Origin of the sequence: Bosea sp. RAC05 (assembly GCF_001713455.1) — a bacterium.
Lineage (GTDB): Bacteria > Pseudomonadota > Alphaproteobacteria > Rhizobiales > Beijerinckiaceae > Allobosea.
The window spans coordinates 3,292,471-3,311,787 of the sequence record NZ_CP016464.1 but is presented as its reverse complement, the minus strand read 5'-3'; the positions used below and the strand labels follow the sequence as shown (position 1 = coordinate 3,311,787).

The window sequence follows — 19,317 nt, the reverse complement described above, 5'->3', positions numbered from 1 at the left end:
GAAGGGAGGACGAGATGAAAGCTTCGCAACGCCTGTCCGACCTGAAGGCCATGAGCACCGACCTGCTCCAGGACGAGCTGCTCAAGCTGAAGAAGGAGCAGTTCAACCTGCGCTTCCAGAAGGCCACCGGCCAGCTCGAGAACACCGCCCGGGTGACCGAGGTCCGCAAGGACATCGCCCGCATCAAGACGCTGCAGCGGTCGAAGACCGTGGCGGCGAGCGCCTGAGGAGTTAGACAATGCCGAAGCGCGTGCTGCAGGGCGTCGTCGTCAGCGACAAGCAGAACAAAACTGTTGTGGTGAAGGTCGAGCGGCGCTATACGCACCCTCTCCTGAAGAAGACGGTTCGCCGCACCAAAAACTATCACGCCCATGACGAGGCGGAGGTGGCCAAGGTCGGGGATCAGGTCTGGATCGAGGAGTCCAAGCCGATTTCCAAGCTGAAAAGCTGGGTTGTGCTCGACAACGCTCCCAAGGCGTAAGTCAACGCGGCTGCCGCTGCCCGAATCACATCGGGAGGCGGCGCGGCGGAATAGGTAGTCGGGCATGTTTCGCCGCAAAGGTGGGCTCCACTTTTGCGGATCATGCTTTGTTTTGAGGCCAGGGGGCGATCGACCCCCGTCAGTCGTAGTCCCGGGGGCGCTGGTGCGCTCGGGAAACCGCGCTGATACACACTGGAAGGATCAAGGCCATGATCCAGGTGCAGACCAATCTCGAGGTCGCGGATAATTCCGGCGCCCGTCGCGTGATGTGCATCAAGGTTCTCGGCGGGTCGAAGCGTCGCTATGCGCGCATCGGCGACATCATCGTTGTTTCGATCAAGGAAGCCATCCCGCGCGGTCGCGTGAAGAAGGGCGACGTCATGAAGGCGGTCGTCGTTCGCACCGCCAAGGACGTCAAGCGCCCCGACGGCTCCGTGATCCGGTTCGACCGCAATGCGGCCGTTCTGATCAACAACCAGAAAGAGCCCGTCGGCACCCGCATCTTCGGACCGGTCCCGCGCGAGCTGCGCGCGAAGAACCACATGAAGATCATCTCGCTTGCGCCTGAGGTGCTGTGATGGCTGCGAAGATCAAGAAGGGCGACAAGGTCGTCGTGCTGGCCGGCCGTGACAAGGGCAAGGCCGGCGAAGTGCTCCAGGTCATGCCGAAGGATGCCCGCGCCGTGGTGCGTGGCGTCAACCTCGTCAAGAAGCACACCAAGGCATCGGCTCAGTCCGAGGGCGGCATCATCTCCAAGGAGGCCACCATCGACCTGTCGAATCTCGCCGTGGCCGATCCCAAGGACGGCAAGCCGACCCGCGTCGGCTTCAAGGTTCTGGACGATGGCCGCAAGGTCCGTTTCGCCAAGCGTTCGGGGGATCTGATCGATGGCTGAGAACCAGCAGGCGGCTCTCACGCCGCGCATGAAGAAGCATTACGAGGACGTCGTCCGTCCGGCGATGATCGCCGAGTTCGGCTACAAGAACGCCATGGAAGTGCCGACCATCGAGAAGGTCGTCATCAACATGGGCGTGGGCGAAGCGACTGCCGACCGCAAGAAGGTCGACAACGCCGCCGGCGACCTCGCCCTGATCGCCGGCCAGAAGCCGGTCATCACCAAGTCCCGCCTCGCGATCGCCGGCTTCAAGCTGCGTGAGAACATGGCGGTGGGCTGCAAGGTCACGCTGCGCAAGACCAAGATGTTCGAGTTCGTTGACCGGCTCGTCACCATCGCCCTCCCGCGCGTGCGTGACTTCCGCGGTCTGAACCCGAAGTCGTTCGACGGGCGCGGCAATTTCGCGCTCGGGATCAAGGAGCACATCGTGTTCCCCGAGATCAATTACGACAAGGTCGACCAGGTCTGGGGCATGGACGTGATCGTCTGCACGACTGCGAAGTCGGACGACGAGGCACGCGCTCTGCTCAAGCACTTCAACTTCCCGTTCCGGCAGTGAACTCAAGCGTTCATACGCGGAAACCAGGAGAGATCGATGGCTAAGAAGAGCTCCGTCGAGAACAACAACCGCCGCAAGGCGCTGGTGAAGAAGTTCGCCGGCCGCCGCGCCCGGTTGCTTGAGATCGCCAACGACGAAGGCCAGTCCATGGACGAGCGTTTCCTCGCTCGCCTGAAGCTGGCCGAACTGCCGCGCAACTCGGCTCCGAACCGGGTGCGCAACCGCTGCGAGGTGACGGGCCGTCCGCGCGCCTTCTACCGCAAGCTGAAGATGTCGCGCGTTGCGCTGCGCGAGCTCGGCAACAAGGGGCTGGTTCCCGGCCTCGTCAAGTCGAGCTGGTGAGGAGGACGCATCATGGCGATCATTGATCCGCTCGGCGATATGCTGACCCGCATCCGCAATGCGCAGATGCGGCGCAAGTCCCGCGTTTCGACGCCGGGCTCGAAGCTGCGGGCCCGCGTGCTCGACGTGCTTCAGGCCGAGGGCTACATCCGCGGCTACACCCAGACCGAGTTCGGCAACGGCCGGACCGAATTCGACATCGAGCTGAAGTACCACGAGGGGCAGCCGGTTATCCGGTCGATCTCGCGTGTGTCGAAGCCCGGCCGCCGCGTCTATTCTTCGGTGGAGACGATGCCCCGCGTGGCCGACGGCCTTGGCGTGACCATCATCTCGACCCCGAAGGGTGTGATGCCCGATCATCTTGCCCGCGAGCAGAACGTGGGCGGCGAAGTGCTTTGCAAGGTCTTCTGACCTTTCGCGCCGCTCGTTTTCAGGAGAAATCCAATGTCTCGTATCGGTAAGAAGCCTGTTCCGGTTCCCGCTGGCGTCACCGCCAACGTCGCCGGCCAGCTCGTCAAGATCAAGGGCGTGAAGGGGGAACTCTCCTTCACGGTTCCCGACGACGTTTCGGTCGCCATGGAGAACGGCGCGATCGCGGTTCAGCCGCGTTCGCAGAGCAAGCGCGCGCGCTCGCTCTGGGGCACCTCGCGCGCCCGCATCGCCAATCTCGTGACGGGCACGACCGCGGGCTTCGAGAAGAAGCTCGAGATCAACGGCGTCGGCTACAAGGCCGCCGTCACCGGCAAGGTGCTCAAGCTGTCGCTCGGCTACAGCCACGACATCGACTATCCGATCCCGGAAGGGGTCGCGATCGTCACGCCGAAGCCGACCGAAATCGTCATCACCGGCATCGACAAGCAGGTCGTCGGCCAGACCGCCGCCGAGATCCGCGATTATCGCGGCCCCGAGCCCTATAAGGGCAAGGGCGTGAAGTACGCCGGCGAATTCATCTTCCGCAAGGAAGGGAAGAAGAAGTAAGGGCCATGAGCAAGCAGACAGAGAACACTGCGCGCCGCAAGGCCCGCGTCCGCCGCGCGATCAAGGCCGTCGCCAATGGCCGCGCCCGCCTGTCGGTGCATCGCACCGGCAAGCAGATCTATGCCCAGGTCATCGACGACGCGAAGGGGGTCACCCTCGCTTCTGCCTCGAGCCTGGACAAGGACATCCGCAGCGACCTCAAGTCGGGCGCGAATGTCGAGGCCGCCGCCACGATCGGCAAGCTGATCGCCGAGCGTGCCGTCAAGGCCGGCGTGAAGGACGTGGTCTTCGACCGCGGCTCCTACATGTATCATGGCCGCGTCAAGGCGCTGGCCGAGGCGGCCCGCGAGGGCGGCCTGAACTTCTGATATCGTCGGTCCCGGCCGTTCTGCAGTGGCGCCTCACGGCGCCGGGCAGGGGGCCGGGATCGGGCATTCTGGGAAACGTCGTCCCACACGGGACGCTCGAGCGAGCGGTGCGGCCTGTTCCGTCACCGCGCAAGTAAGAGGAAAGACAATGGCGAGAGAGCCTCGTGACCGCGATCGCGAAGAGCGCGATTCGGAATTCGTGGACCGGCTGGTCCATATCAACCGCGTCGCCAAGGTGGTGAAGGGCGGGCGTCGCTTCGGCTTCGCCGCGCTCGTCGTCGTCGGTGACCAGAAGGGCCGCGTCGGCTTCGGCCACGGCAAGGCCCGCGAAGTGCCGGAAGCCATCCGCAAGGCGACGGAAGCCGCCAAGCGCGGCCTGGTCCGCATCCCGCTGCGCGAGGGTCGCACCCTTCATCACGACGTCCAGGGCCGTCACGGCGCCGGCAAGGTCGTGCTGCGTGCTGCCCCGGCCGGTACCGGCATCATCGCCGGCGGTCCGATGCGCGCCGTCTTCGAGGCGGTCGGCATGCAGGACGTGGTGTCGAAGTCGCTCGGCTCCTCGAACCCGTACAACCTCGTCCGCGCGACCTTCGACGCGCTGAAGAACGAGGACAGCCCGCGTGGCGTCGCCGCGCGTCGCAACCTCAAGGTCTCCGCCCTGCAGACGCGTCGTCGCGATGCGGGTGCCGATGCCGCCGCTGAAGCGTGAGGGGGCGACCATGGCAAAGTCCGACACCAAGACCGTCGTCGTCGAGCAGATCGGTAGCCCGATCCGCCGCGAGGCGTCGCAGCGCCAGACCCTGATCGGTCTCGGCCTCAACAAGATCCGCCGTCAGTCGACCCTGGTCGACACGCCGGCCGTGCGGGGCATGATCGACAAGGTCAGGCACCTCGTGCGCGTCGTCGATGCGAAGTGAGGGAGATCGTTCGATGAAACTCAACGAGATCCGTGACAACGAAGGCGCGCACAAGTCGCGCATCCGCGTCGGCCGTGGCATCGGCTCGGGCAAGGGCAAGACCGGTGGTCGTGGCGTGAAGGGTCAGAAGGCCCGCGCCGGCGTCGCCGTGAAGGGCTTCGAGGGCGGCCAGATGCCGCTCTACCGTCGCCTGCCCAAGCGCGGCTTCAACAACCTGTTCGCCAAGGAGCTGAACGAGGTCAATCTCGGCCGCGTCCAGCAGGCGCTGGAAGCCGGCAAGCTCGACGCCAACGGCGCGATCACCATCGAGGCGCTGGTCGCCGCGGGCGTGATCACGCATCAGGCCAAGGACGGCGTGAAGATCCTCGGCGTGGGCGAACTGAAGGCGAAGCTCGCCTTCGAGGTCGCCGGCGCGTCGAAGTCGGCCGTCGCTGCGATCGAGAAGGCCGGCGGTTCGGTCAAGATCCTGGCTGCCGCTTCACAGGCGTGAGCCGAGCGCTTACATGACGACTCGCGAACGGCGGCCGGGCCAGAAGCCCTGGCCGCCGTTCGACTGTTTGACCGGGCGCAGTCCATCGTGCCCATGGATCTGAAGACCAAGGACCGAACGCATGGCATCGGCAGCTGAACAGCTGGCTTCAAACCTGAACTTCGGGGCGTTCGCCAAGGCGGACGAGCTGAAGAAGCGGATCTGGTTCACGCTCGGTGCGCTGATCATCTATCGGCTGGGTACCTATATCCCGCTGCCGGGGATGAACCCCGACGCGGTCGCGGATCTGTTCAAGCAGACCCAGACCGGCGTGCTCGGCCTGTTCAACATGTTTTCGGGCGGCGCGGTCGGCCGTCTCGCGATCTTCGCGCTGGCGATCATGCCGTACATCTCGGCCTCGATCATCATCCAGCTGCTCTCCAGCGTCGTCCCGACCTTCGAGGCGCTGAAGAAAGAGGGCGAGCAGGGTCGCAAGATCCTGAACCAGTATACGCGTTACCTCACCCTCGTGCTGGCCGTGTTCCAGGCCTATGGCATCGGCGTCGGCCTGCAGGGCTCGGGCAATCTCGTGCTGGAGCCGGGGCCTTTCTTCCTGCTCTCGACCACGATCACGCTCGTCGGCGGCACGATGTTCCTGCTCTGGCTGGGTGAGCAGATCACCAGCCGTGGCATCGGCAACGGCACCTCGATGATCATCTTCGCGGGCATCATTGCGGAGTTCCCCTCGCAGCTCGCGCAGACGCTGGAGCTCGGCCGCCAGGGCGCGATCTCGACGGGCCTGCTGCTGCTGATCCTGCTGATGGCGATCTGCGTCATCGCCTTCTGCGTGTTCATGGAGCGCGCCCAGCGCCGCCTGCTGATCAACTATCCCAAGCGCCAGGTCGGCAACCGGATGTATGAGGGCCAGACCTCGTTCCTGCCGCTCAAGCTGAACACCGCCGGCGTTATTCCGCCGATCTTCGCCTCCTCGCTGCTGCTGCTGCCGACGACGATCGCCAGCTTCTCGCAGGCGGCCGGCGGGACCGGCTTCATGGCGACGATGGCGACCTATCTCGCCCATGGCCGGCCGCTGTTCATGATCCTCTACGCGGCGCTGATCATCTTCTTCTGCTTCTTCTACACCGCGATCGTGTTCAACCCGGTCGAGACGGCCGACAACCTCAAGAAGCATGGCGGCTTCATGCCTGGCATCCGGCCGGGCGAGCGCACGGCCGAGCATATCGACCGCGTGCTGACGCGCATCACCGTGCTGGGCGCCGGCTATTTGACTATCGTCTGCCTTATCCCCGAGTTCATGATCACCTATGCCCAGATACCGATCATCCTGCTGGGCGGCACCTCGCTGCTCATCGTGGTGACGACGACGATGGATACCGTGGCGCAAGTTCACGGGCACCTGCTGGCCCATCAATATGAGGGGCTGGTCAAGAAGGCCAAGCTGCGAGGAGCGAAACGCTGATGCGACTGATCTTCCTGGGGCCGCCGGGGGCGGGGAAGGGCACTCAGGCTGCGCGCATCGTCGCGAAGCACGGTATTCCACAGCTCTCGACGGGCGACATGCTGCGCGCGGCTGTCGCCGCCCAGACGCCGGTCGGGGTCAAGGCGAAGGCGGTGATGGACGCCGGGGGCCTCGTCTCGGACGAGATCGTCATCGGCATCGTCGCAGACCGGATCGAGGAGCCCGATTGCAAGAAGGGCTTCATCCTCGACGGCTTTCCACGCACGCTGGCGCAGGCCGAGGCGCTCGACGTCATGCTCGCGTCCAAGCATCTGGAACTCGACACGGTGCTGGAGCTCAAGGTCGACCAGAGCAAGCTCGTTGACCGCATCGTCAAGCGCGCCGAAGAGGCGAAGGCGGCGGGGCAGCCCGTCCGCAAGGACGACGATCCGGAGGTCTTCAAGACCCGGCTCGAGGCCTATAACCGCGACACGGCGGTGGTCTCGCCCTATTACGCCGCGCGCGGCCAGGTGATCGAGATCGACGGCATGCAGTCTGTCGATGACGTCACGGCCGCGATCGAGAAGGCGCTGGCGGGCTGATCGCCATCGCAGCATGCCGACGGTGATTGGTCGGATGTGTCGTCTCGCAAGAGCCGATCGGCGTGCGTGGTTGCCTGGGTGCAGCGGGGCGGGTGACGAGGCCCGCTGACTTCTGCAGTTGCAGGTAGCCGTCGTCACCGGAAGGTGCTTTGAACCTCTTCCCGTTTTGTGGTGCCATACGGAACGAGGGACGGGCGGCGCTTCTGGGCGATTCGCCAGGCAGCCGGCCCCCGCGTCAGGCCCAGTGCGGCGGCGGGGAGTGCGATCGCGGTGACCTTTCTGGATGTTCTGCCGACGATGCTGCTGATCGCGCTCGCGCTGGTCATGCTGGGTCTCGGACTGTCGTTACGCATCGACGATTTCACGCGCGTGCTCGGACAGCCCGCCGCGCTGGCACTGGCGCTTTTGCTCCAACTGGTCGTGCTGCCAGCTGTCTGCTTCGGGATCGTCGTTCTGTTTGGCCTGTCTCCGGCTTATGCCATTGGGCTGCTGATCCTCGCCGCCTCGCCCGGCGGTGTGTCGGCGAACCTGTTCAGCCATCTGTTTGGCGGCAATGTCGCGATGAACATCTCGCTGACCGCCATCACGACCGTTTTGTCGATCATCAGCATGCCTTTGGTGGCCAATCTCGCGATAGGCCAGTTCGCTCCGGCAGGGCCGGGCGCCTTGCCCGTGGTCCCGCTGCAATTCGGCAAGGTGCTGCAGGTCGTCGCGGTCGTGCTGATCCCGGCGGGCATCGGCATGCTGGTGGCGGCGCGCCGGGCGGATTTCGCTGCGCGGGCGGAGAGGCCGTTCAAGCTCTTCAGCATCGCGGTTCTGGCGGCGTTCGTGCTTGTCGCCATTGTGCAGGAACGCCATTTGCTGATCGCGAGCCTGGCATCGCTCGGGCCGGCTGTGGCTCTGTTCAACCTGGTCAGTTTGGCCTCGGGCTTTTTTCTGGCGCGGGCAGTCGGACTCGACCGCTCGATCGCAATCGCGATCGGCTACGAGATCGGCATTCACAACGCGACCCTCGCGATGTACATCGCCCTGTCGGTGCTTGGCAGCGTCGCGATCGGCTTGCCGGCGGCGCTCTACTCAATCTCGATGTACATCACCGGCGCGCTCTTCGGCATGCTGGTGCTGCGGCGCCGTGGTTCTCTCCGCGGAACCTGATCATGCTCGCCATTGTGGGCGAACGCGGGGTTGACTCGGCGCGGCCGAGCGACTAACGACCCGACTTCCGGTTTCATGACAGCGATGCCGTTACCTTCGAGAGAAGGGGCGACGTCGCATTCCCGCATGGAACGGGTTCAACGCTTCGCAGAGGCCGGCCTCCACCGGCGCGAGGCATCTTTAAACCGCTGGCGCGCCACCGGGCGTCTGCCGGCCGACATGGAGAGATCGTCATGGCACGTATTGCCGGCGTCAACATTCCGACCAACAAGCGCGTCGTCATCGGCCTGCAGTACATCCATGGCATTGGCGCGGCCAAGGCCCAGGAGATCTGCGACAAGGTCGGCATCGTCGCCGAGCGTCGCGTCAACCAGCTCACCGACGCCGAGGTTCTCCAGATCCGCGAGACGATCGACCGCGACTATCTCGTCGAGGGCGACCTGCGCCGCGAAGTCTCGATGAACATCAAGCGCCTGATGGATCTCGGCTGCTATCGCGGCCTGCGCCATCGCCGCTCGCTGCCGGTCCGCGGCCAGCGCACCCACACCAACGCCCGCACCCGCAAGGGCAAGGCGAAGCCGATCGCCGGCAAGAAGAAGTGATTTCGGCGGGCCGGTTCTCCGGCCCGCTGCTTTGCGCCGCCTGACCCCCTCGGGGCGGGCGGCATCCCCAGCGCCTGGCATCACGGGCGCGCCTGAAGGACAAGAGAAAAGACTATGGCCAAGGAAGCCCAGCGCGTTCGCCGCCGCGAACGCAAGAACATCGTCTCCGGCGTCGCCCATGTGAACGCCTCGTTCAACAACACCATGATCACCATCACCGACGCGCAGGGCAACACGATCTCGTGGTCGTCGGCCGGCACGATGGGCTTCAAGGGCTCGCGCAAGTCGACCCCCTACGCCGCGCAGGTCGCCGCCGAGGACGCCGCCCGCAAGGCCGCCGAGCATGGCATGCGCACCCTCGAGGTCGAGGTCACCGGCCCGGGTTCGGGTCGTGAGTCGGCCCTTCGCGCGCTGCAGGCCGCGGGCTTCACCGTGACCTCGATCCGCGACGTGACGCCGATCCCGCATAACGGCTGCCGTCCGCGCAAGCGCCGTCGCGTCTGACGCGCGTGCTTCGAGGCGCCCGCACCGGCGGGCGCCTGTCCGGGGCGGCCCGCCGCCGCCATTGAATTCAAGCACCAGGAGTGCGGTCGTGATCAGCAAGAACTGGCAGGATCTGTCAAAGCCCAACAAGCTCGAAATCAAGGTCGGCGACGATCCGAAGCGTCAGGCCACCGTCATCGCGCGTCCGCTGGAGCGCGGCTTCGGCATGACCCTCGGCAACGCGCTGCGTCGCGTGCTGCTCTCCTCACTGCAGGGCGCGGCCGTCACCGCCGTCCAGATCGACGGCGTGCTGCACGAGTTCTCCTCGATCCCCGGCGTGCGTGAGGACGTCACCGACATCGTCCTCAACATCAAGGCGATCGCGGTCAAGATGCAGGGCGAAGGCCCCAAGCGCATGACCCTGCGCAAGACCGGCCCGGGCATCGTCACGGCCGGCGACATCAACACCGTCGGCGACGTCTCGATCCTGAACCCCGACCTCGTGCTCTGCACGCTGGACGAGGGCTCCGAGATCCGCATGGAGTTCACCGTCAACACCGGCAAGGGCTACGTCCCCTCCGAGCAGAACCGCCCCGAGGACGCGCCGATCGGCCTGATCCCGGTCGACAGCCTGTACTCGCCGGTCAAGAAGGTCTCCTATCGCGTCGAGAACACCCGCGAGGGCCAGAACCTCGATCGCGACATGCTGACCCTGAACATCGAGACCAACGGCTCGGTGACGCCCGAGGACGCGCTGGCGCTGGCCGCCCGCATCCTGCAGGACCAGCTCGCCGTCTTCATCACCTTCGAGGAGCCGCGCAAGGAAGAGGCCGTCTCGACCGCGCCGCAGCTGCCCTTCAACCCGGCGCTGCTCAAGAAGGTCGACGAGCTCGAGCTTTCGGTGCGTTCGGCGAACTGCCTGAAGAACGACAACATCGTCTATATCGGCGACCTCATCCAGAAGTCGGAGGGCGAGATGCTGCGCACCCCGAACTTCGGCCGCAAGTCGCTGAACGAGATCAAGGAGGTCCTCGCCACCATGGGCCTGCATCTCGGCATGGACGTCACCGGCTGGCCGCCGGAGAACATCGAAGAGCTCGCGAAGCGCTTCGAGGAGCACTACTGATCCCACCGGCGCGGGCTCGTTCCCGCGCCGTTTCCCCGCCCGGCGCCTGAGCGCCGGAGCACAAAGAACGGCCGTACCGTGGCACGGCGGCCGTAAATCACGAAGGAGCCACCCATGCGTCACGGTTTCCGCGGTCGTCGTTTCAACCGCTCGGTCGAGCACCGCAAGGCGATGTTCGCCAACATGTCCCAGGCCCTGATCAAGCACGAGCAGATCACCACCACGCTGCCGAAGGCCAAGGACCTGCGTCCGGTCGTCGAGAAGCTGATCACGCTCGCCAAGCGCGGCGACCTGCATGCCCGCCGCCAGGCGATCGCGCAGATCAAGGACGTCGCCCTGGTCGGCAAGCTCTTCGCGGTTCTCGGCCCGCGCTACAAGGAGCGCAATGGCGGCTATCTGCGCATCATGAAGGCGGGCTTCCGCTTCGGCGACAACGCCCCGCTGGCCGTGATCGAGTTCGTCGATCGCGACGTCGAGGCCAAGGGCAAGGATTCCGGCCCGGTCTTCACGGCGGACGACGAGGCGGCCTGAGGGTTTCCCTGGTCCGGCAGTTTCGAAGGGCGGCCCTCGGGCCGCCCTTTTTCGTTGGCGGGCGGTGAGGACGACGCGGTGCGCTCCCTTGGCGGCCTGCGGCTTCGCGACTACGCTTTCCGCCAATGAATCAAGACGGCGTCTCTCGCCGTCAGGGGGAAACGAACATGACGATGAAAAAGACGGCCGGTTTGATCCTGGGTGCGATGCTGGCCCTGGGCTCTCAGTCCGCCTCCGCGCAGGACTACCCCGCCAAGACGATCACCATGATCGTGCCGTTCGCGGCCGGCGGCTCGTCGGATGTGATCGCGCGGCTCGTCGGCGACGAGATGGGGCGCGTGCTCGGGCAGCGCATCGTGATGGAGAACATGGGCGGGGCGGGCGGGGCGACCGCCCTGTCGCGGGCCTCGCGGGCCGAGCCCGACGGCTACACCATCGTCATCGGCAACAGCGGCACCAACGCCGCCTCCTACACGATCTATCCCGACCTGAAATACACCAACGCGGATTTCGCGCCGGTCGGCCTCGTCGCCAAGACCTCGCCGATGATCGCGCTGAAGCTCGATTTCCCGGCCAAGACGCTGGCCGAGTTCGTCGCCTATGCGAAGGCCAACCCCGGCAAGATCAGCCTCGGCCATGCCGGCGTCGGCTCGTCGAACTATCTGATCTGCCGGACCTTCATCAAGGCGTCGGGCGTCGACGTCGCGCTCGTGAGCTATCGCGGCGCGGGGCCGGCGCTCAACGATCTGATGGGCGGCCAGATCGACGGTGTCTGCGATGCCGCGACCTCGCTGTCGGGGGCGGTGCAGGGCGAGAAGGTGAGGGCGCTCGTCGTCGCGACGCCGGACCGGCTGGCGAGCCTGCCTCAGGTGCCGACCTCGGTCGAGGCCGGGCTGCCCGCCTTCCAGGCCCAGGGCTGGAACGCGATCTTCGTGCCGAAGAACACGCCCGAGCCCGTCATCGCCAAGCTGAATGCGGCGCTGCGCACGGCGCTGGCGAGCCCCAACCTGCAGGAGCGGTTCAAGACCCTGTCCTCGGTCGTTCCGACGGCGGAGGAAATGTCGCCGGCCTTCGTGGCGAAGATGGTCCCGGCCGAGATCGAGAAGTACCGCCTGCTGCTGCAGGACAAGTAGCGCCGGGGCGTGGCGGCGGCTCCACGCTGGAAATCGCCCTGCCATCGGCCTATCTCTCGCGATGAGTCGCGCCGGTCGCAGAGGAGACGCCAGATGCAGCGCAAGGCCACCTTTTCCCGCGGGGCCCTCCTCGCGGCGGCGCTGATGGTGTCGTCGCTGGCCGCAGGGCCCGTGGCGGCGCAGACGCCGCTCCGGCAGGTGCCGGAGTCGCGCCAGGAGATCTCGCTGTCGTTCTCCGGCGTCGTCAAGAAGAGCGCCGGCGCGGTCGTCAACGTCTATGGCGCGCGCGTCGAGAAGCAGCCGCGCAACCCCTTCATGGACGATCCCTTCTTCCGGCGCTTCTTCGGCGACCGGGGCTTCGGCGTGCCGCAGGAGCGGGTGCAGCGCTCGCTCGGCTCGGGCGTGGTGGTCGATGCGAGCGGGCTCGTCGTCACCAACAACCACGTCATCGAGGGCATGAGCGAGGTCAAGGTCGCCTTCGCCGACAAGCGCGAGGTCGAGGCGACGATCCTGCTGCGCGATCCGCGCACCGATCTCGCCGTGCTCAAGCTCAAGACCGCCAAGGACCTCGTGGCGATCGAGCTCGCCGATTCCGACAAGGTCGAGATCGGCGACATCGTGCTGGCGATCGGCAACCCGTTCGGCGTCGGCCAGACCGTGACGCAGGGCATCGTCTCGGCACTGGCGCGCACGCAGATCGGCGTCGGCGACGCGCAGTCCTTCATCCAGACAGACGCCGCCATCAACCCCGGTAACTCCGGCGGCGCGCTGGTCGACATGCAGGGGCGCGTCATCGGCATCAACACGGCGATCTTCTCGCGCTCTGGCGGCAGCCACGGCATCGGCTTCGCCATTCCCGCCGCCATGGTGCGGGTGGTCGTCGAGAGCGCCCGGACGGGCGCCACGACGGTGCGGCGGCCCTGGTTCGGCGCAAGGCTGCAGGCGCTGACGCCCGATGTCGCCGACGGGCTCGGCCTCGACCGGCCGGCCGGCTCCGTGGTGGCGGGCGTGGTCGAGAAGGGCCCGGCGGCGGAGGGGGGGCTGCGCCGCTCCGACGTCATCTTGGCGGTCGACGGGTTCGCCGTCGACGATCCCGAATCCTTCGGCTACCGCTTCGCGACGCGCCCACTCGGCGGCGTGGCGACGCTGACCGTGCTGCGCTCCGGCAAGCGCGTCGTGCTGCCGGTGAAGCTGGTGCCGGCGCCCGAACTGCGGCCGCGCGAGCCGGTGACGCTGGCGGGGCGCACGCCGCTGTCGGGCATCACCGTGATGAACCTGTCGCCGGCGCTGGCCGAGGAACTCGCCATCGACGCCGGCACCGAGGGCGTCGTCGTCGCTGCGATCGAGGAGGGCAGCACGGCCGCCCGCGTCGGCTTCCAGAAGGGCGACATCATCCAGGCGCTGAACGGCGAGGCGATGACGCGCTCGCGCGACGTCGAGGCGGCGCTGAGGGAGCGCAAGCGCTCCTGGGAGGTGACGATCTCGCGCGGCGGCCAGAGCGTGACCTCGGTCTTCCCGGGGTGAGCGACCTTTTCGCCGCCTCGGGGCTGGACAAGTCCGGGCCACGCCCGCTCGCCGACCGGATGCGGCCGACGACATTGGGCGAGGTCGCGGGCCAGGAGCATCTGACTGGGCCGGACGGCGCGCTGACACGGCTGGTGCAATCCGGCTCGCTCGGCAGCCTGATCTTCTGGGGCCCGCCCGGCACCGGCAAGACCACCGTGGCGCGGCTGCTGGCGGGGCAGGTCGATCTCGGCTTCGAGCAGATCAGCGCGATCTTCTCCGGCATCGCCGATCTCAAGAAGGTGTTCGAGCAGGCGCGCGGGCGCCGCCTCGGCGGCAAGGGCACGCTGCTCTTCGTCGACGAGATCCACCGCTTCAACCGGGCCCAGCTCGACGCCTTCCTGCCCGTGATGGAGGACGGCACGATCACGCTGGTCGGCGCCACCACCGAAAACCCCTCCTTCGCGCTCAATGCCGCGCTGTTGTCGCGGGCGCGGGTGCTGACCTTCAAGTCGCTCGACGAGGGCGCGCTGCTCTTCCTGCTCGGCCGGGCGGAGCTTTTGGAGAACCGCCAGCTGCCTTTGACGCCGGAGGCGAGGCTGGCGCTCGCGCGCTTCGCCGATGGCGACGGGCGCGCCGTGCTGACGCTGGCCGAGGAATTGTGGCGCGCCGCCAAGCCGGGCGAGATCTTCGACGAGGCGGGTTTGGGCGAGGTGATCCAGCGCCGCGCACCGATCTACGACAAGGCGCAGGACGGCCACTACAACCTGATCTCGGCCCTGCACAAGACGATCCGCGGCTCGGATCCGGATGCGGCGCTCTACTATTTCGCCCGCATGCTCGATGCCGGCGAGGACCCGCGCTTCCTGGCGCGGCGGCTGGTGCGGATGGCGGTCGAGGATATCGGGCTCGCCGACCCGCAGGCGCTGGTCCATGCCCGCGCCGCGGCCGAGACCTATGAGCAGCTCGGCTCGCCGGAGGGGGAACTCGCGCTCGCCAACACGGTGATCTACCTCGCCACCGCGCCCAAATCGAACGCCGCCTACAAGGCCTACAAGGCCGCCCGCCGGGTCGCGGCCGAGCGCGGCTCGCTGATGCCGCCCAAGACGATCCTGAACGCGCCGACCAAGCTGATGAAGCAGGAGGGCTATGGCGCGGACTACGCCTACGACCACGATGCGCCCGACGCCTTCTCCGGCCAGGACTACTGGCCCGACGCGCTGGGCCGCCAGCGCTTCTACGACCCGCCCGAACGCGGCTTCGAGCGCGAGATCCGCAAGCGGCTGGAGTATTGGGAGAAGCTGCGGAGCGAGCGGGGGGAGGGCTGACGTTCCTCCGGTCCACGTTGATCGAAAACAAAGCCGTCCACCCGCACCGGCCTATCCTCATCCTCGCGGCCGCCCCTTGGCCGTGCCGGTGCCTCGTCCATGATCTCGCTCATCGCCCGTGTCCTCCTGATCGTCCCCTCGCTGATCGCGGGCTGGTTCGTCTCGGAGGATGATGTCGCCTATTGGGTCGTCGCCTTCGCGATCGGGCTCGTCTTCATCCTGCTGACCATCGCCTTCGAGCTCTATGTGCATCCGCTGCTGCGGCGCGGGCGGGAGGGGTAGGGGCGGGTGCAAGCCAGCCTCAGCCCTCATCCTGAGGGGCGCTCGGAGAGCGCGTCTCGAAGGAGGGTCCAGCGGGTTCCGGAGCCTCCTGGAGCCTCCTTCGAGACGCCGCTTCGCGGCTCCTCAGGATGAGGGCTGGTGTCTCCGGGCGCTGAGACCCGGATTTCTCTTCCCTCAGAACGAGCGCTCGATGAAGAGCTGGGCCGAGAGCTGGCGGCCGCCCAGGGAGGCCGGAACGGCGCGGTTGGCGATGGCGACGCGGGACCAGGCGACCGAGCCCTCGATCCCGGCCTTGAGGCCGTCCACCGGCGTCCAGACCAGATTGGCGCTGGCGCGGTCGATCTTGAGCTTGCCGGTGGCCTGGTTGGCCAGCGGCAGGGTGAGCTGGTAGCGGCTGACATAGAGGTTGCTGGCGAGCTCGTCGGTCCATTCGCGCCGCGCGGCCAGCACGCCCGAGAAGCCGCGGCTGGAATCGGCGCTCGTCAGGACCTGGCTGACGATGGTCGCGTCGAGCGAGGAGCCGATATAGGCGGGGGCGTCGACCGCGCCGGCGAGCTGCGCCGTGATCTCGCCGGGCCGGCCGAGGATCGGCAGCTCATAGGTCGCACCGACGATGCCGGCGCGGCCGAGCTTGGGCACCGAGCCCGGCACGTCGCGCAGTGCGCCGGCCATGTGCAGCGTCAGCTCGCCCTGGGTGTAGGTCAGGCGCGCGACGCCGTCGGGCACGCGCCCCTTGACCACGGGGATGGTCGAGGTCGTCCCCAGCGTCGTGTCCTCGGCCGAGAGCGCCAGGTTCCAGCGCTCGGTCAGATCGCGCTCCCAGCCGATCAGCCCGACATTGCGGCCGGGCAGGCGGGCGCTGAAGGCGAACTCCTCGCCGGTCCAGAAGCTGAAGAACGTGCCGGTCAACCCGAAGGTCATCGTCCCCACCGTGACGGTGGCCTCGTCGACCGTCATGCTTTCGGGCTGGTCGGTGGTCGGCCGCAGCGACATCTCGAAAGCAGAGCCGATGCGCAGGCCCGAGGCGAGGTCATGGGCGGTCTCGATCCGCAGCGAGGTGTTGGTCGGCCAGGAATAGGTGGGCTTGGGCGCGGCGTCGCCGGCCTTGGGAATGCGGTAGCTGTCGAATTGCAGGCCGGCGGTGACGCTGCCGGAGACGGCGAGGCAGGTGCTCGAGCCCGGCAGGATCAGCCCCGGGACGTTGTCGTCATCGTCCCCGTCATCGTCGTCGTCATCATCATCGTCCGCGTCGTCATCGGTGTCGTCGTCGTCGTCCGTCGCGGCCGCCGCGCTCGCCTCCTCGGCGGCGGGGAAGAGCGGGGCGATGTCGGCCGGTTTGATGATGCAGCTGCGGGCGAATTGCGGGGCGCTGGCCGGGAGCGGGCGGGGCGCGGCGGCCTGCGCGGCCCGAGAGCGACACAGGAGGCACCGAGCGCCAGCAGGAACGCGCGTCCCGCCCAAGACAGGGCAGCGCCAGCCGTGGTGTCGGCCCCCGTCCGCATCTTGCCTCTGCGCCTCCCCCAGGCCCTTACGTCAGGCCGTTACGTCAAGCCCCTGCCGCTACACCTCTCAGCTTGGCGCTCCCGCGGCAAGGGGCCGATTTCGTTTGTGTGGGGGCGACGGGCTGGCTATTGCAGGGCGATGACCTCCACGCTCCTCGTTTTTTTCGGCGCCGGCCTCGGCGGCGTGCTGCGGCACGGCATCAACCTCGTCTCGCCGCGCTGGTTCGGCACCGGCTTTCCCGGCGGCACGATGCTGATCAACATTCTCGGCTCGGCGCTGATGGGGCTGATCGCCGGCTGGCTCGCCTTCAGGACCGAGGCCGGCTGGTCGCAGCATGCCAGGCTGTTCCTGACGACGGGCATCCTCGGCGGCTTCACCACCTTCTCCGCCTTCTCGCTCGACGCCGTGCTGCTCTGGGAGCGCGGCGAGACCGGGCTGGCAGTGGCCTATGTGCTCGGCTCCGTCATCCTCTCGCTGGCGGCCCTGCTCGCCGGCCTCGCACTCGTCCGGAGCCTGTCATGAGAACCGGTGGCAAGGGAACGGGCGGCAAGGGAACGGGAGCCGGCCCCCGGCGTGGCGGCCGTCCGTCAGCCGCGGGTGCTCCCCGCGGGCCTGGGGCCAAGGCCAAGCGCCCGAGCCATGACGCCCGCCGCTCGGCGCAGGCCTCGGCCCGCGCCCGGCCCGAGCGCGAGGAGGCGGAGGTCAACACCACGCCGACGCGCAACCCCAAGCCGCATCATCCGGCGCCGCGCGCGGCCGGGCCGCGGCCGCCGGCCGCCAAACCCGCGCCCAGGCCGGCCGGCAAGCCCGCCGCCACCCGCCGCGCGCCGGTGAGCGACACGCCGACCCGCGCCGAGGTGAAGGCGGAAACGGCGCAGGTGCTTGCGACCGGCGTTCAGCAGCTCGTCGTCACCGCCGACGAGAACGAGATGCGGATCGACCGCTTTCTCGAGAGCCGATTCCCGCAGCTCTCCTTCAGCCACATCCAGCGCATCGTCCGGAAGGGCGAGCTGCGCGTCAACGGCAAGCGCGCCGACAGCAAGGACCGGCTGGAAGAGGGGCAGACGGTGCGCATCCCGCCGCTCAAGCTCGAGCCGCAGGAGAGCCGCCCGCGCTCGGCCAAGGCCGATGGCGACACGCTGGAGTTCCTGCGCTCGATCACGCTCTACGAGGACGAGGACGTCATGGTCCTCAACAAGCCGGCGGGTCTGGCCGTCCAGGGCGGCTCGGGCACGACACGCCATGTCGACCAGATGCTCGACGTGCTGACGGACAAAAGCGGGCAGAAGCCGCGCCTGGTCCACCGGCTCGACAAGGACACGGCCGGCTGCCTCGTCATCGCCAAGTCGCGCTTCGCGGCTGCGACGCTGGCCAAGACCTTTCGCTCGCGCTCGGCCCGCAAGGTTTACTGGGCGCTCGTGGCCGGCGTGCCGCGCGTGCGGCAGGGCCGGATCTCGACCTATCTCGCCCGCGAGGAGGCCTATGACGGCGACCAGCGCATGGCGGTGGCCAAGCATGGCGAGGACGGCGCGATGCACGCCGTGACCTACTATGCCGTGGTGGAGACGGCGGCGCAGAAGCTCGGCTGGCTCTCGCTCAAGCCGGTGACCGGGCGCACCCACCAGCTGCGCGCGCACGCCGCCCATATCGGCCACCCGATCGTGGGCGACCCGAAATATTTCAACATCCAGAACTGGGAGCTGCCCGGCGGCATCCAGAACAAGCTGCATCTGCTGGCGCGGCGCATCGTCGTGCCGCATCCGCGCGGCAAGGGCACGATCGACGTCAGCGCGCCGCTGCCGCCGCATATGCGCCAGTCCTGGAACCTGCTCGGCTTCGATGACGCGCCTTACGACCCGATCGTGGACGCGCCGGACGAGTGAGGTTCGTCAGGCTCGGGCTCGACCCGAGCATCTCCCGCTGGCGATACTCGGGTCTGCGCGGAGTTGATTGGGCCGATCGAAGCTCGGACCCTACGGCTTCGCCCGAGACGGGCGAAAGAGAACGATTGCGGAACAAAACGAAATGTGTTTTTGTTTTGTTCCCATCCCTCTGACGCTGGTGCTCCGATGATCCGTTGCGCTTTCCTGCTGGCTGGCCTCGTTCTCACCGCTTCCGTTTCCGGTCCTGCCCTGGCGCAGAGCCCGGGCCCCGTGCCGGCGCGCGTCGCCGCCGCCCCCGCCGACGAGCCGGTTCCGCGGGCCGAGCGCGCCAAGGCCCGCCAGGATTGCGTGGCCGAACATGTCGCGCTCTCGGGCGACGATCTGCGGGTGGCGATGCGCGACTGCATCCAGGCGAAGTTCCCCGGCGTGCAGCTCTATGCGCGCGACGGCGTCACCCGCGACGGCAAGCCCACCGCGGTGGCGGCGCGGGCCGCCTGCAAGGCGGATGTCGATGCGCGCGGGCTGACCGGCTCGATGCGGACCGCCGCGCTCGTCGCCTGCTTCAACGAGAAGCGCCCGGACCTCGCCCAGCGCGCCGAATGTCGCAAGGACGCGCGCGGCAAGGGGCTCGACGGCGAGGAGCTGCGCAAGGCGGTGGACAGCTGCGCGCGCGAGGCGCGCTCCTGAGCGGCCGCCGCGGGGCAGGGCGGCGTCGCAG

At 67.6% G+C, this 19,317-nt stretch carries 27 protein-coding genes; 26 read left to right on the top strand and 1 reads right to left on the bottom strand.

The genetic code is table 11. The features are described 5' to 3' along the window. The first annotated feature begins 14 nt into the window (after nucleotides 1-14). From rpmC to BSY19_RS19060, 23 genes are all read left to right on the top strand, one after another. The gene (gene rpmC, locus BSY19_RS19170; protein ID WP_069055532.1) at nucleotides 15-227 is read left to right on the top strand and encodes a 50S ribosomal protein L29; all 213 of its coding nucleotides are present in this window, start codon (nucleotides 15-17) and stop codon (nucleotides 225-227) included. Between the two features lie 11 nt (nucleotides 228-238). Beyond that, a complete protein-coding gene (rpsQ, locus tag BSY19_RS19165) occupies nucleotides 239-481 on the top strand; it encodes a 30S ribosomal protein S17 (protein WP_066722393.1) in 243 nt (80 codons plus the stop codon). A 209-nt stretch (nucleotides 482-690) separates the two neighbouring features. Further along, nucleotides 691-1,059 carry a 50S ribosomal protein L14 gene (rplN, locus tag BSY19_RS19160; RefSeq protein ID WP_066480057.1) on the top strand — a complete coding sequence of 123 codons (369 nt, stop codon included), beginning with the start codon at nucleotides 691-693 and terminating at the stop codon, nucleotides 1,057-1,059. Continuing rightward, the gene (gene rplX / locus BSY19_RS19155) at nucleotides 1,059-1,376 is read left to right on the top strand and encodes a 50S ribosomal protein L24 (RefSeq protein ID WP_069055531.1); all 318 of its coding nucleotides are present in this window, start codon (nucleotides 1,059-1,061) and stop codon (nucleotides 1,374-1,376) included. The genes rplN and rplX overlap by 1 nt, the downstream gene beginning before the upstream one ends. Next, nucleotides 1,369-1,935, top strand: a complete 567-nt coding sequence (rplE, locus tag BSY19_RS19150) for a 50S ribosomal protein L5 (protein ID WP_056799015.1) — start codon at nucleotides 1,369-1,371, stop codon at nucleotides 1,933-1,935. The genes rplX and rplE overlap by 8 nt, the downstream gene beginning before the upstream one ends. Nucleotides 1,936-1,971: 36 nt before the next feature. Further along, nucleotides 1,972-2,277 carry a 30S ribosomal protein S14 gene (gene rpsN / locus BSY19_RS19145; protein WP_069055530.1) on the top strand — a complete coding sequence of 102 codons (306 nt, stop codon included), beginning with the start codon at nucleotides 1,972-1,974 and terminating at the stop codon, nucleotides 2,275-2,277. 12 nt (nucleotides 2,278-2,289) lie between these two features. After that, entirely contained in the window at nucleotides 2,290-2,688 is a 399-nt protein-coding gene (rpsH, locus tag BSY19_RS19140) for a 30S ribosomal protein S8 (RefSeq protein WP_066480047.1), read from the top strand. A 33-nt stretch (nucleotides 2,689-2,721) separates the two neighbouring features. Further along, the gene (gene rplF / locus BSY19_RS19135; protein WP_069055529.1) at nucleotides 2,722-3,255 is read left to right on the top strand and encodes a 50S ribosomal protein L6; all 534 of its coding nucleotides are present in this window, start codon (nucleotides 2,722-2,724) and stop codon (nucleotides 3,253-3,255) included. Between the two features lie 5 nt (nucleotides 3,256-3,260). Further along, nucleotides 3,261-3,623, top strand: coding sequence for a 50S ribosomal protein L18 (gene rplR, locus BSY19_RS19130; RefSeq protein WP_069055528.1), 363 nt, complete (start codon nucleotides 3,261-3,263; stop codon nucleotides 3,621-3,623). A gap of 148 nt (nucleotides 3,624-3,771) precedes the next feature. After that, a complete protein-coding gene (gene rpsE, locus BSY19_RS19125; protein WP_066722386.1) occupies nucleotides 3,772-4,332 on the top strand; it encodes a 30S ribosomal protein S5 in 561 nt (186 codons plus the stop codon). Between the two features lie 10 nt (nucleotides 4,333-4,342). Next, complete coding sequence (gene rpmD / locus BSY19_RS19120; protein WP_066722419.1) at nucleotides 4,343-4,540, top strand: 50S ribosomal protein L30; 198 nt, start codon at nucleotides 4,343-4,345, stop codon at nucleotides 4,538-4,540. A 13-nt stretch (nucleotides 4,541-4,553) separates the two neighbouring features. Continuing rightward, nucleotides 4,554-5,030, top strand: coding sequence for a 50S ribosomal protein L15 (gene rplO / locus BSY19_RS19115; protein WP_069055527.1), 477 nt, complete (start codon nucleotides 4,554-4,556; stop codon nucleotides 5,028-5,030). Between the two features lie 121 nt (nucleotides 5,031-5,151). After that, nucleotides 5,152-6,489: a preprotein translocase subunit SecY gene (gene secY, locus BSY19_RS19110; RefSeq protein WP_069055526.1), complete on the top strand. Its 1,338-nt coding sequence runs from the start codon at nucleotides 5,152-5,154 to the stop codon at nucleotides 6,487-6,489. After that, nucleotides 6,489-7,070 (top strand): adenylate kinase, encoded by a 582-nt coding sequence (locus tag BSY19_RS19105; RefSeq protein ID WP_069055525.1) that lies wholly within the window; start codon nucleotides 6,489-6,491, stop codon nucleotides 7,068-7,070. Before secY ends, BSY19_RS19105 begins: the two co-directional genes overlap by 1 nt. A gap of 270 nt (nucleotides 7,071-7,340) precedes the next feature. After that, nucleotides 7,341-8,225 carry a bile acid:sodium symporter family protein gene (locus BSY19_RS19100; RefSeq protein WP_236840406.1) on the top strand — a complete coding sequence of 295 codons (885 nt, stop codon included), beginning with the start codon at nucleotides 7,341-7,343 and terminating at the stop codon, nucleotides 8,223-8,225. Between the two features lie 233 nt (nucleotides 8,226-8,458). After that, a complete protein-coding gene (rpsM, locus tag BSY19_RS19095) occupies nucleotides 8,459-8,827 on the top strand; it encodes a 30S ribosomal protein S13 (protein ID WP_066722374.1) in 369 nt (122 codons plus the stop codon). Nucleotides 8,828-8,941: 114 nt separating this feature from the next. Beyond that, nucleotides 8,942-9,331, top strand: a complete 390-nt coding sequence (gene rpsK, locus BSY19_RS19090) for a 30S ribosomal protein S11 (protein ID WP_043237079.1) — start codon at nucleotides 8,942-8,944, stop codon at nucleotides 9,329-9,331. Between the two features lie 88 nt (nucleotides 9,332-9,419). Beyond that, complete coding sequence (locus tag BSY19_RS19085; protein ID WP_066722372.1) at nucleotides 9,420-10,436, top strand: DNA-directed RNA polymerase subunit alpha; 1,017 nt, start codon at nucleotides 9,420-9,422, stop codon at nucleotides 10,434-10,436. A 114-nt stretch (nucleotides 10,437-10,550) separates the two neighbouring features. Further along, complete coding sequence (gene rplQ, locus BSY19_RS19080) at nucleotides 10,551-10,967, top strand: 50S ribosomal protein L17 (RefSeq protein ID WP_069055524.1); 417 nt, start codon at nucleotides 10,551-10,553, stop codon at nucleotides 10,965-10,967. A 167-nt stretch (nucleotides 10,968-11,134) separates the two neighbouring features. Then, nucleotides 11,135-12,100: a tripartite tricarboxylate transporter substrate-binding protein gene (locus BSY19_RS19075; protein WP_069055523.1), complete on the top strand. Its 966-nt coding sequence runs from the start codon at nucleotides 11,135-11,137 to the stop codon at nucleotides 12,098-12,100. Nucleotides 12,101-12,193: 93 nt separating this feature from the next. After that, nucleotides 12,194-13,624: a Do family serine endopeptidase gene (locus BSY19_RS19070; protein WP_083247703.1), complete on the top strand. Its 1,431-nt coding sequence runs from the start codon at nucleotides 12,194-12,196 to the stop codon at nucleotides 13,622-13,624. Next, nucleotides 13,621-14,931 (top strand): replication-associated recombination protein A, encoded by a 1,311-nt coding sequence (locus BSY19_RS19065; RefSeq protein ID WP_069055522.1) that lies wholly within the window; start codon nucleotides 13,621-13,623, stop codon nucleotides 14,929-14,931. Before BSY19_RS19070 ends, BSY19_RS19065 begins: the two co-directional genes overlap by 4 nt. A 99-nt stretch (nucleotides 14,932-15,030) precedes the next feature. Continuing rightward, nucleotides 15,031-15,213, top strand: a complete 183-nt coding sequence (locus tag BSY19_RS19060) for a hypothetical protein (protein WP_069055521.1) — start codon at nucleotides 15,031-15,033, stop codon at nucleotides 15,211-15,213. A 174-nt stretch (nucleotides 15,214-15,387) separates the two neighbouring features. On the opposite strand, the gene BSY19_RS28185 is transcribed toward BSY19_RS19060, so the two are convergent. Next, entirely contained in the window at nucleotides 15,388-16,674 is a 1,287-nt protein-coding gene (locus tag BSY19_RS28185) for a hypothetical protein (RefSeq protein WP_069055520.1), read from the bottom strand. A 180-nt stretch (nucleotides 16,675-16,854) separates the two neighbouring features. On the opposite strand from BSY19_RS28185, the gene crcB reads away from it, so the two are divergent. From crcB to BSY19_RS19040, 3 genes are all read left to right on the top strand, one after another. Further along, a complete protein-coding gene (gene crcB / locus BSY19_RS19050) occupies nucleotides 16,855-17,238 on the top strand; it encodes a fluoride efflux transporter CrcB (RefSeq protein WP_069055519.1) in 384 nt (127 codons plus the stop codon). Next, the gene (locus BSY19_RS19045; RefSeq protein ID WP_069055518.1) at nucleotides 17,235-18,599 is read left to right on the top strand and encodes an RluA family pseudouridine synthase; all 1,365 of its coding nucleotides are present in this window, start codon (nucleotides 17,235-17,237) and stop codon (nucleotides 18,597-18,599) included. The genes crcB and BSY19_RS19045 overlap by 4 nt, the downstream gene beginning before the upstream one ends. Nucleotides 18,600-18,785: 186 nt before the next feature. Beyond that, on the top strand, nucleotides 18,786-19,286 hold the full coding sequence (locus BSY19_RS19040; RefSeq protein WP_069055517.1) for a hypothetical protein: 501 nt from the start codon (nucleotides 18,786-18,788) through the stop codon (nucleotides 19,284-19,286). Nucleotides 19,287-19,317 lie beyond the last annotated feature (31 nt).

What these genes read in the sequence shown, in the direction of transcription:
- rpsH (WP_066480047.1), top strand. Translation starts at nt 2,290, where the DNA reads ATGGCGATCATTGATCCGCTCGGCGATATGCTGACCCGCATCCGCAAT.
- rplE (WP_056799015.1), top strand. Translation starts at nt 1,369, where the DNA reads ATGGCTGAGAACCAGCAGGCGGCTCTCACGCCGCGCATGAAGAAGCAT.
- BSY19_RS19070 (WP_083247703.1), top strand. Translation starts at nt 12,194, where the DNA reads ATGCAGCGCAAGGCCACCTTTTCCCGCGGGGCCCTCCTCGCGGCGGCG.
- BSY19_RS19105 (WP_069055525.1), top strand. Translation starts at nt 6,489, where the DNA reads ATGCGACTGATCTTCCTGGGGCCGCCGGGGGCGGGGAAGGGCACTCAG.
- crcB (WP_069055519.1), top strand. Translation starts at nt 16,855, where the DNA reads ATGACCTCCACGCTCCTCGTTTTTTTCGGCGCCGGCCTCGGCGGCGTG.
- BSY19_RS19040 (WP_069055517.1), top strand. Translation starts at nt 18,786, where the DNA reads ATGATCCGTTGCGCTTTCCTGCTGGCTGGCCTCGTTCTCACCGCTTCC.
- BSY19_RS19060 (WP_069055521.1), top strand. Translation starts at nt 15,031, where the DNA reads ATGATCTCGCTCATCGCCCGTGTCCTCCTGATCGTCCCCTCGCTGATC.
- rplO (WP_069055527.1), top strand. Translation starts at nt 4,554, where the DNA reads ATGAAACTCAACGAGATCCGTGACAACGAAGGCGCGCACAAGTCGCGC.
- rpsN (WP_069055530.1), top strand. Translation starts at nt 1,972, where the DNA reads ATGGCTAAGAAGAGCTCCGTCGAGAACAACAACCGCCGCAAGGCGCTG.
- rplX (WP_069055531.1), top strand. Translation starts at nt 1,059, where the DNA reads ATGGCTGCGAAGATCAAGAAGGGCGACAAGGTCGTCGTGCTGGCCGGC.
- rpsQ (WP_066722393.1), top strand. Translation starts at nt 239, where the DNA reads ATGCCGAAGCGCGTGCTGCAGGGCGTCGTCGTCAGCGACAAGCAGAAC.
- rpmC (WP_069055532.1), top strand. Translation starts at nt 15, where the DNA reads ATGAAAGCTTCGCAACGCCTGTCCGACCTGAAGGCCATGAGCACCGAC.
- rplF (WP_069055529.1), top strand. Translation starts at nt 2,722, where the DNA reads ATGTCTCGTATCGGTAAGAAGCCTGTTCCGGTTCCCGCTGGCGTCACC.
- rplN (WP_066480057.1), top strand. Translation starts at nt 691, where the DNA reads ATGATCCAGGTGCAGACCAATCTCGAGGTCGCGGATAATTCCGGCGCC.
- BSY19_RS19075 (WP_069055523.1), top strand. Translation starts at nt 11,135, where the DNA reads ATGACGATGAAAAAGACGGCCGGTTTGATCCTGGGTGCGATGCTGGCC.
- secY (WP_069055526.1), top strand. Translation starts at nt 5,152, where the DNA reads ATGGCATCGGCAGCTGAACAGCTGGCTTCAAACCTGAACTTCGGGGCG.
- rplQ (WP_069055524.1), top strand. Translation starts at nt 10,551, where the DNA reads ATGCGTCACGGTTTCCGCGGTCGTCGTTTCAACCGCTCGGTCGAGCAC.
- rpsE (WP_066722386.1), top strand. Translation starts at nt 3,772, where the DNA reads ATGGCGAGAGAGCCTCGTGACCGCGATCGCGAAGAGCGCGATTCGGAA.
- rplR (WP_069055528.1), top strand. Translation starts at nt 3,261, where the DNA reads ATGAGCAAGCAGACAGAGAACACTGCGCGCCGCAAGGCCCGCGTCCGC.
- rpsK (WP_043237079.1), top strand. Translation starts at nt 8,942, where the DNA reads ATGGCCAAGGAAGCCCAGCGCGTTCGCCGCCGCGAACGCAAGAACATC.
- BSY19_RS19045 (WP_069055518.1), top strand. Translation starts at nt 17,235, where the DNA reads ATGAGAACCGGTGGCAAGGGAACGGGCGGCAAGGGAACGGGAGCCGGC.
- rpsM (WP_066722374.1), top strand. Translation starts at nt 8,459, where the DNA reads ATGGCACGTATTGCCGGCGTCAACATTCCGACCAACAAGCGCGTCGTC.
- rpmD (WP_066722419.1), top strand. Translation starts at nt 4,343, where the DNA reads ATGGCAAAGTCCGACACCAAGACCGTCGTCGTCGAGCAGATCGGTAGC.